The organism is Edaphobacter sp. (genome assembly GCF_035532915.1).
GTDB lineage: Bacteria > Acidobacteriota > Terriglobia > Terriglobales > Acidobacteriaceae > Edaphobacter.
Genome location: NZ_DATKQC010000317.1, coordinates 1 through 9,476 on the forward strand (window position 1 = coordinate 1; position 9,476 = coordinate 9,476).

10 protein-coding genes are annotated in these 9,476 nt (G+C 58.0%); 5 read left to right on the forward strand and 5 right to left on the reverse strand.

The annotated features are described in order from the left end of the window. Positions 1–181: hypothetical protein (locus VMU57_RS15010; protein WP_325384826.1), on the forward strand; the 181-nt coding region annotated here is incomplete at its 5' end. Between the two features lie 39 nt (positions 182–220). On the opposite strand, the gene VMU57_RS15015 is transcribed toward VMU57_RS15010, so the two are convergent. From VMU57_RS15015 to VMU57_RS15025, 3 genes are read right to left on the reverse strand one after another with little or no spacing between them, the layout of a single operon-like run. Next, the gene (locus tag VMU57_RS15015) at positions 221–997 is read right to left on the reverse strand and encodes an MIP/aquaporin family protein (protein WP_325384828.1); all 777 of its coding nucleotides are present in this window, start codon (positions 995–997) and stop codon (positions 221–223) included. Between the two features lie 37 nt (positions 998–1,034). Next, positions 1,035–1,406, reverse strand: a complete 372-nt coding sequence (locus VMU57_RS15020; RefSeq protein ID WP_325384830.1) for a hypothetical protein — start codon at positions 1,404–1,406, stop codon at positions 1,035–1,037. A 33-nt stretch (positions 1,407–1,439) separates the two neighbouring features. Then, complete coding sequence (locus VMU57_RS15025) at positions 1,440–1,610, reverse strand: hypothetical protein (RefSeq protein ID WP_325384832.1); 171 nt, start codon at positions 1,608–1,610, stop codon at positions 1,440–1,442. Between the two features lie 523 nt (positions 1,611–2,133). Between VMU57_RS15025 and VMU57_RS15030 the strand changes: the two genes are divergently transcribed. Then, a complete protein-coding gene (locus VMU57_RS15030; RefSeq protein WP_325384834.1) occupies positions 2,134–3,015 on the forward strand; it encodes a site-specific integrase in 882 nt (293 codons plus the stop codon). 20 nt (positions 3,016–3,035) lie between these two features. Next, positions 3,036–4,208 (forward strand): IS91 family transposase, encoded by a 1,173-nt coding sequence (locus tag VMU57_RS15035; RefSeq protein ID WP_414648661.1) that lies wholly within the window; start codon positions 3,036–3,038, stop codon positions 4,206–4,208. A 448-nt stretch (positions 4,209–4,656) separates the two neighbouring features. On the opposite strand, the gene VMU57_RS15040 is transcribed toward VMU57_RS15035, so the two are convergent. After that, positions 4,657–7,476, reverse strand: a complete 2,820-nt coding sequence (locus VMU57_RS15040; RefSeq protein ID WP_325384838.1) for a hypothetical protein — start codon at positions 7,474–7,476, stop codon at positions 4,657–4,659. After that, positions 7,469–8,017 carry a hypothetical protein gene (locus VMU57_RS15045; RefSeq protein ID WP_325384840.1) on the reverse strand — a complete coding sequence of 183 codons (549 nt, stop codon included), beginning with the start codon at positions 8,015–8,017 and terminating at the stop codon, positions 7,469–7,471. The genes VMU57_RS15040 and VMU57_RS15045 overlap by 8 nt, the downstream gene beginning before the upstream one ends. A gap of 475 nt (positions 8,018–8,492) precedes the next feature. Between VMU57_RS15045 and VMU57_RS15050 the strand changes: the two genes are divergently transcribed. Together VMU57_RS15050 and VMU57_RS15055 are read left to right on the forward strand one after the other, a co-directional pair. Further along, positions 8,493–8,705: a PRTRC system protein C gene (locus VMU57_RS15050; RefSeq protein WP_325384842.1), complete on the forward strand. Its 213-nt coding sequence runs from the start codon at positions 8,493–8,495 to the stop codon at positions 8,703–8,705. 214 nt (positions 8,706–8,919) lie between these two features. Beyond that, a partial coding sequence (locus tag VMU57_RS15055; protein WP_325384844.1) for a hypothetical protein occupies positions 8,920–9,476 on the forward strand: 557 nt, incomplete at its 3' end.

Below are 9,476 nucleotides of genomic sequence, written 5' to 3' on the forward strand. Positions count from 1 at the left end.
CTTTGGCGATCCCAAGGTCAAGGGTGACAACGAAGTATGGCCCGGTTTTCTCCGCAACCCGGAGGGACGGGGCCAGTTTTCCCGATTTCGTTGTCGCTCGTCGCTCGCAGACGCACGGTATGCGTCGCTGCTCGCTTCTAGAACTCGTAAAAACTGGCTCCTGTCGCCGCCATCCAAGTAGTGTGAACAGGCCCTAGTTCCAGTATTTAAGTACGGATTCTCATTTCAAATCGCCCCCTGCCGCTAACGTACCGGCGGCGGTAGGATGGCCTTTGAGTATCCATTCAAAACCCACGGCGATGATTGCGCCCAGCACGGGACCGACGACAAAAATCCAGGTGGTGGCCATATCGCCACGGATCAGATCGGGAGCAAATGAGCGCACCGGGTTCATCGAGGCTCCGCTGATTGGCGCCGCCCAAAGGCCCGCCAAAGAGATGTAGCCGCCGACCGCGAGAGCGCCATTGGAACCGATATTACGGGCGCCAGAGGCGGTGCCAAGAATCGTGCTGACCAAACCCGTCGTCAACAATACTTCCATGGCGAGCGCCGTGAAATCGCTCACTCCCGGACCCGGTGTGGTGGCGCCGAGCAATCCTTGCATGCCGAACAGCGCCCGGAGGAAAGACGCCGCAGCAATGCCCCCAACGATCTGCGCCGTGATGTACCCCGGCACCCGAGACCAGGGGAAATTGCGCCGCAACGCGAATGCCAAGGTGACTGCTGGATTTAAATGGGCACCGCTGACCGCACCCATAAAATAGATGATCGCCATGACCATCAGGCCTGGTGCGACAACCTTCATTTCCAAAGAGATCGCTCCGCCGCTTTGGGCACCGACAACCCCGGCGCCAGCCGCAACGACGACGAGGAGGAATGTGCCCCAGGTTTCTGCGAAAAGACGCCGCCATTCATGAGCAGATTCCAAGAAATCCGGTGTTTTCGATCCGTACAGCATACGGTGCTGTTTTGTCGATTCGGTTCGCTCAGAGTGCATGATTTTCTCGCGTAGGGGTTGGGGGATCACAATCTGGTCAGACAATCTTGCAGGGGATCATGGCATCCTCGTCAAATGTGTAGACCGCGCATAGGCGGTGATAGCCGTCGGCGATAACCAGCTTGCCGTTGCGTTGGTCCCTGAACAGCAGGAGAGGCGATAGCTTTTCGTGCCGAATGACTTTTGTTCGATCTTTTTCAACGTGAGAATTACTGACTCCCAGCAGCGATAGCGTGGAAGCTCTAAAAATGTCTTTTGCAGCGAATTCTGTCATCTCGGCGCGTTCCAATTTCTTGGCAACGTTCTTTGCCGCCTGTGGTCGCATTGTCAGACTCAGATAGAGGGCGGCCGCAGGATAATCATGTTTCTGCGGTTCGCTTTGCCAGTTGATGGTCGTTTTTTTGCTCATTGCCATCCCTTCAACCGAGATTATGGCGATTCTTCACAGCAGAATACCGCCATCGACCCAAACCGGTGCACCGCCGCAAACCACTATGCCGATCAACCGATAGACCCAAAACGTGACCTGCCCAATCGGCGTGATAAATCTGGCGCGCAAGTCGTTAAAAAGAAACAAAAACGAATTGGCGCTTCTCTTTGGTGAGTCTGCCATTTTGTGACTCCGTAAGGCGATGAACGGCAGATCCTTATGATCTCCGCGTTTCGCATTTCAGTTTACTCCCTCTTCAAATGGGCAACGGTACCGCGCTCACGAATGACAGCAATTGATTGGTTCCCCAGCGTAGGCACCCCGGTTTCCATTCTGGAAACGCGATGAAAATACGTCGCTGAGCATCCGCATGTTGAACCTGGAGGCTTTGACCGACTACAAAATCGACTACATCGGGATATTGAGTGATCCCGAAGACGGCTGTAAGTTATTGAATTTAATGGTCGGCGCTAGAGGACGATTTTAGAACTTTTCTGCTCCGCACTGGAGCTTTTGAGACCCGAGAGCACGCTCGTGCCTGAGTCTGGCCGAGAAGACCTAATCTCCAGTTTGGCGGTGATATGAAGATCGCGAGACACTGGCCGACTTGAACGAAGCCGCTGCGGCGGCGGACGCTTCCGCGTGCGGCGGGGCTGGCTTTTGAGGCTGCCGGGGTAGTTTGGTTCGCAGAGAAGGAGGATTCTCTGTGAACCAACTACGTCAGCTCATGCTTGAGGAGTTGCAACGTCGCAACTTCGCTGCCACAACCATCCGCACTTACCTTCACGGCGTGACGCACTTCCGCCGGTACTTCCGGCGCCCGCCCGATCAGCTTGGCCCTGAGGACATTCGCAAGTATCAGGCGATGCTGTTCACCAAGTTGAAGTACAGCCCGAACACCGTCATCCTGCGGCTGGCGTCTCTGCGGTTCTTCTATATTCACGTGTTGAAGCGTAACTGGAGCATCGCCGAGACGCCTTATCCGAAGAAGCTGCGTCACCTTCCAGGGGTACTCAGTCAGGAAGAAGTCGCGCAACTGATCGACGCGGCCGATACACCTTTTCATCGCGTCCTGCTGATGACGATGTATGCCACCGGCGCACGCCGCGCAGAAGCGGCTCACCTGAAGGTGAGCGACATTGATAGCAAGCGGATGGTGGTTCATATCCGCGAGGGCAAGGGCGGCAAGGACCGCGATGTCATGCTCAGCCCGAGGCTGCTCGAAGAGCTGCGCACTTACTGGCGCGGACTTCGGCGCAAGCCGAAGGAGTGGTTATTTCCTGGCAACCGTTGGCACACGGCAAGTTACCCTGTCACAACCAAGGTCCTATGGTCTGCCTGCCAGATCGCCGCTGAACGCGCTGGTCTCGACAACAGGCGCATCCATCCCCACACTTTGCGCCACTGTTTCGCGACCCACCTTCTTGAAGCCGGCGCTGACCTGCGCACGATTCAGATATTGCTCGGCCATCGAGATCTTGAAGTCACTACCGTCTACCTGCATCTATCGCAACGGCATCTGAGCGCGACCGCCAGCCCGCTGGATGCGCTCACGTTCACTTCCCAAGGAGGACAGAAGCACAGTTGAACAACCGGCCTCTCCTGGAGATGGCCGACATCGTTCGCTGTGCAGGACAGGCATTTGTGGAACGCAGCCGCAGGTGGATCAACTGGCAACACCGGAAGGTGCTGCTGGCCATCATGCGCTGCCGCACGGCCGCGCTGGGCGGGCATCGCGACCGATGCACCGGCTGCGGACATACGGCCAAGATCTCATACAACTCGTGTCGAAACAGGCATTGCCCAAGATGCCAGGGCAACGCGCGCAGGCGCTGGCTCCAGGCGCGTGAACGGGAACTGCTGCCCACTCACTATGTCCACGCAGTCTTTACTCTTCCGCGCGAACTGGCTCCGCTCGCCCTGCAGAACAAGCGGCTCATCTACAACTTGCTCTTTCACTCAAGCGCTGAGACCCTGCTTGAGGTCGCTCGCGATCCCAAGCATCTTGGTGCCGAGATCGGCTTCTTCAGCGTGCTGCACAGCTGGAATCAGCGCTTGCAGTTTCATCCGCACGTCCACTGCGTACTTGCCGCAGGCGGCCTTGCCCCAGACCACTCAAGATGGATCTCCGCCCGGCGCTCTTTCTTCCTGCCCATCGGCGTTCTCAGCCGCGTATTCCGCGGCAAGTTCGTCGCCGGACTTCGCAACGCCTTCCATCGAGGTGAGCTCCAGTTTCACGGCGAGCTCTTGCCGCTAGCTCATCCGCGCGCCTTCGCTGCCTGGCTGAGAGTACTGTTCCGGCACGACTGGGTCGTTTACTCCAAGCGGCCCTTCGGTGGACCGGAACATGTGCTGCGCTATCTCGCCGCCTACACCCATCGCGTCGCCATCTCCAACTCCAGGCTGGTCGCTCTCTCCGATGGCAACGTCACCTTCCGCTGGCGCGATTCCGCGCACGGCAACAAGAAACGGCTCATGACTCTGGCGCTCGATGAGTTCCTGCGCCGCTTCCTGCTCCACCTGCTGCCGCCCGGTTTTGTGCGCATCCGCAACTTCGGATTCCTCGCCAACCGCAACCGCGCTTCGCTCTTGCCGCTGTGCCTGCGACTGCTCGGCGGATTACAGGAAAACACAGCTACGCCGTCAGCACCGTCTACCGATCAAGCACACTCCCTCTGGAAATGCCCGGTCTGCGGCGGAACCATGCGCGTCGTCGAACGGCTCTCCGCTGCCCAACTCCTGCTCCGCTCACCACCGCAACCAGACGAATGCCCAGCATGAAGCTCTGTCTACATCGGCGGCCTTTGCCCGTGCTTCGGCGCACACGCGGATTCCTTGTCTCATCCGGCCAAAACCCCTCGCATGCCATTCTCTCCAGCCTCCACATCAGGCCGCGGCGAGCCGCTGCGCTGCTCCACCCCGCCATCAGACAAACGGATCCCACCCAACTCGGCCTGTTCCTGACGCCTCTGCACCCGCTCAGGCCCATTCAAAGTACATAGGCTTCCATGAGGGCGGCTTCCTTCAAGTCGCTGTATCAGAAGCGCCCCTCAAGACCATGCAACTGCGCACTGTTGCGTCGCGGGGCGCTCCAGATACAGCACTAAGACTTGCACTAAGACTTAACGTTACCGATCCGACTGCACTCGAATCTCAGACTGAAGCGCCCCGATAAATTGGCTGCACAACTTCAGAAAGCCGGCACCCACGGCTCGGCCACACGCCAAGCCTATTCATCGAGCAGACGTCGGTATCCTCGATTCCCTCGCGCGACGAGAAGGTTAATAACACGTACGGCTTCGTCACGGCTCTTTGCGCCAGCATGAAGTGCACTCTCGAGAATCGCAGTCACGCTGTCCCCCCAACCGTGGATAGCCCAGCCCTCGCGGTCCTCCTCAAAGACAACTCCGAGGCAATGTACCGCCTCGAAGGGATAGGCATCTGACAATGCTGCGAAGCGCTGGATCACGGCGAAATCTGGGTGTAGGTCGCGAAACTTGTCTACCACCTCCGTCGCCTGTTCCACCACCCAAGGGTCCGGGAACTTTTTGCTTTGGAGCCACCATCCGAATGCCCCCGCCTCCTCCTTGGCCGCTGACCCCTCCAGCAGACACGCCGAAAGCCGAGAGGCCCAGAAAGCCATCAGCCGATCACGTACAACCGGCTCAATTTCTTCCGCCTGCCTACCGAGATGCCAGCCCACATCGCCGACGGCCTGAGCCCTGAGCGCGTGACTTGCCTTCGAGAAGAACTGTACTAGCAGGGGATCATCTAGTCCGATGCTCCCGGCCGCGACAAAGCGCGTCAAGTGGTTCCCCAGAGATCGTTCCGCGTCACTTACCGTAGCTGCCGTAGCGTCGAGGCCGTTGATCGCTCTCTCATATCTGAATCGCATCGCGGGAAGCATTGTAGCTATCGGACCACTAAAGCGCAGGAACGAGTTCCACGCGAACTTATCAAGCACCTTGTAGGGCTTTCCTGGAAAGAGCGCGGGGAGCTGCGACTCAAACCACTCCCTATCGAGCCACGCAAGTAGCTTGAACTGCATTCCGTACATCTCGCGCACGGCGACCGAATCGTCCACAGCCGGATCAAGATGTTGACCAAGCAACTCAAAAGCTGCGGGTAAGGTCGCCGCGCTAACCTCAACTCCAGCGAGCTTGAGCCAGCGGCAATACCGCATGACCGCCTCCAAGCCCACTGGCCGCGTGCTGTTGAGAGCCAACATCCCGAAATCCATCTTCGTTCGATACTCTCTCTCGTCCTCGGAAGTGGGAGATTTCACGTCGGCTATAAGCTGGAGGGCTGGCCAGATCTCATCGCGCCTTTCCACCTTGAGGCGTTCGGGGTGTAAAAAAAGCTCCGTCAGAAACCGCGCTGAGGACATATAGGTCCAACTCCAGCCGGGATCCTCTTCCCACCTGAACTCCTCACGTGGACCAGCCTCCGTGTTCTGCAGAACCCAAATTATTGTCCTCACCACAGAGAAAATGTTGAACTGCTTTTCAGTTTTTAGGGCAGTTGTGAATCCGTCCAGTATTGTTCGGAGATAGGTTGGGTGCAGTCCGCGGTCCTGGAAACTTTCCAGGATGTCCGAAAAATATGAGGGGGTGTCCGCGAGCCAACGGCCCAACACTTCCGCCAAGCCTGCACGACTCGGGGAGTAGGGATCGGTCACGGGCGGCGGAGTCCAGTTCTTGAGGAATTGCACGAGATCGCCTACGGCGAGCTTGCGAAGATTGTCGTCGGTTACGTCCGTATAATGTCCGACCGCTCCGCCTCGAATCTCGGAGGGGGGGCTCGGTGGCCCATACTTCGCAGCCAGCCTAGCGAGTTTCTCTTTACGAGAGTCGTCTAAATTCTCCGCAATCGCCGTCAGCCACCGCAATTGCCATTCCTCGCGCAGCCACGTCTCGGACTCAGCTCTGTTCCCCTGTGCCTCTTGTTTTTCCAGATATTGGGAATACCGATCAAGATCGGGACCAGCGTCGATCAACTCAAATACCAGTCGTCTGGTTTGATTGCCGACCCGCCCAAACCATTTTCCTAGAAGCTCGTTGAACTCTGGATTCGCAGTCGCGTCGACATATCTGGATGGGTCGATCAATACTTCTTCCGCTATCTCAGAGGGGACAGAAGCAGAAACTAAAAAAGCGTAAGCCTCGAAGCGTCTGAATATTGGCCATTCGTACCTTCGAAACACGCGGCGCGCGATATCGAATCCGTCATTCCTTCGTTCGGCAACGAGCCGGGTTGCGACTTGAAGGTTCTCTGTCGAAACGCCAAGGCGGTCCAGATTGTCGCCATAGGCGATGTGAGGCCTCCAAATCGTCGAGAAGTCCTCGACGTTTCCGCGACCATTGTCGTGTATCGTGATCGCCTTATCCAATGTTTTCGAGATAACCGAAAGAAACAGCTCTGGTGCGGTTTCGGCAAGGGGTTCGGCGACGATGTTCACGACCTGCTGAATGTCCCAGAATGCAGCCTTGCCTATCGGATCAACGCCCCAGCGCACGCGTCGGCCTTCGATCTGAATCTCTGGCTCATCGCGCTCCGGCGGACGATGCACGTCGAGAATCTCGCCGAGAAGGGCGACGGCGGCCTCCGCTTCGTTATTCCCAGCAAGATGAGAAATCAGCCCGGCAGCCTTCTCAGGGTAGAGGCCGTACAGCACTCCCTGTCTTGAGACCCACTGCGCCTCCTGAAGCGCGACATCTGCCGAGAGCTTAGCGGGCAACTTGGCTGCGATGCCCACGAGGATTTCGTGCACCACATTATTGCTGCTCGCAAAGCATTCCGCCGTGAGCACACCGAAGACATCGTTTGGGGCTTGAGCGGCCATTCGCAGAAGGTACTCGCCCTCGGGCCAGCCTGGAAACCGAATATAACCGCCTTCCGAAATCGCATCGGGCGGATGAGAGAATCGTCCACGCTCATTCAGTGGGGCTATCCAATCCGGCGTTTTCAGCTGAGAAAAGAAGTATTCATAGTTCCCACCACCCTCTGCAACGAGCACCAACGCCCGATCAACAATCGTGTCGCTAAGCATTTTCGGCCTCCCGAATCAGGGCATCTAGTTCGCCGAGCTGCTCGACTGAGCGCGGACGGAGCCGCCTAAGGAGTGAATTCTCGATAAAGCTCATCCGCCTCAGGAACTCGTCACAATCCAAATTCTCCACGCCATTGTGTGCGACCTTCTTGAAGTAATCATCAGCGGCCCTCCAGCCGAAAACCTCTTCTTCGAAGAGGTCAACTGGCGGCGCGGGTCCCGCACCAGAAAGTTCACTTAGGTGCCGAGCGATCATCTTGGCACGTGCAGGCCGATTGAGCTCTTGCCATTGGAAGAATTTTTCCAGCTCCCCAAGCAGACCCCGCACTGGAGCGGCTATCGATTCCAAGTTGATATCCTCGCTGATTTTTTGGATACCCGCGATCACCGAAAACACCCTCTTTATGGGAGTTAGCCGGTTTGCGATCGAGTCGCCGCTTGCGAAGGCTTGGCTGTTAGTGAGTAGCGGCGACTTTTCGATGAGTTCGCGGATACTGTGTGCCGCGAGCTCATAGCGGCACGGGTTGTTCTCGTCCGCCAAGACAGCCAACCCGCCACGATAGATCCGAGCAAGCTTCTCGCTTCTGCGCAGTAGGCACGCATATAGGGCGTCTTGATCCGGCGTGGTGAACCCCTCCAGGCTGGGCCTCCGTTCTTCATGATACGAGCGGACGAGGTTTGCACATATTTTATCGCTGGGAGACGCTCGCCCGCATGCCCGGCCAGCGTTCGTGCACCTCAACCGAAGAACGGCCTATGATAAATCCCGAAAAACGCCGATGTCGCCGGGAGGAATTCTGCATTCTCCCTAAATCGCCAACTGCGCGGTGACGACCATCCCGATGATTGGCCATCTTGCCTGGTACGCCGTCCCTTGGGTACGTGGCAAAAAGTACGCTCAGGCCGCTTCCGTAATTGGTCCGCGACGTAGGCCGGACGCAGGGCTGCGTCTCACCTGCACCCCGCGCGCCCCACATTCCATGTGCAACACAAATCCGCCAAGGAGACGTCGATTTATGAGCAGTCTGACAGTTAAAGCCCTGCACCGCGAGTTCTTCTACAACGGAACCCGCATCCCCGATCCGGCGCCCAACTTGAGCGTAGAGGAAGTTAGAGAATTGCTGACGCCGTCCTACCCCGAAATTGCCACGGCGACACTGGCGGGGCCGGAGGACACCGGAGCTGCCCTCCGCTACACGTTCAGCCGGGCCATCGGCAGCAAGGGCTGATCCTGAGACTCCAAGCAGTGTCCCGTTGCAATCTCCTCCCGCGCCCTGTTCGGCGCCTGCTATGCAAGGAGTTGATCGCTATCCGAATCATCGCAACAAGGCGGCACATCATGAAGAACAGCAAAGCCGATCAGACCCAGCTGCTCGCGGAACTCCGTCGGCTTGAGTGCAAGCCACCCAAAAGAGCCGACCGGCTCGTCGCGAGGCATTTGAAATGCGAAGAGTCACAAAGCCTGGCGCACGCCGTCGCGGAAGCGGCCAGGAGATCGTCGTCCGGCACGATGCCGGTTCTCGAAGCACCGAGCGAACTGCTGACACCGCTGATGTAGCTCTGCTGGGGCAGGGTTGCGGTGAAACACTTCCGTGTTTCCGTCGCACCCCTGCAAACTATCGCCTGGAGACAAATGGCGAGCGCCTCTACCGACTGTGCCTGGCGCTGGTGGAGCGGAAACTCGCCGACGCGAAGCTTTGGCAAAGAAGCGGCAGGGCCGCCGTGGTCTTCGCGCGAAGCGCCATCCAGAAGCTGATTGAGGAGTTCGCTGGCAGCGCACTCGAAGGCAAGGTCGACTATTGCTTTGAAGTCAGGGACGACCTTGGGACGGGATATTGGCGCGGCGGAGCTCTTGGCGCCGGCAAGCTGATGGCCGCGTTCGAGCTCCAGGCCTGCGGCTTCCTGAAGATCGGCGCTGCGCTGGAGGCGCTCGAAAAGCAGGAACGATTCCTCGGAGCAGCTTTCTACTTCGTGTTGCGGAGATCGCTCTACCGCTGGAT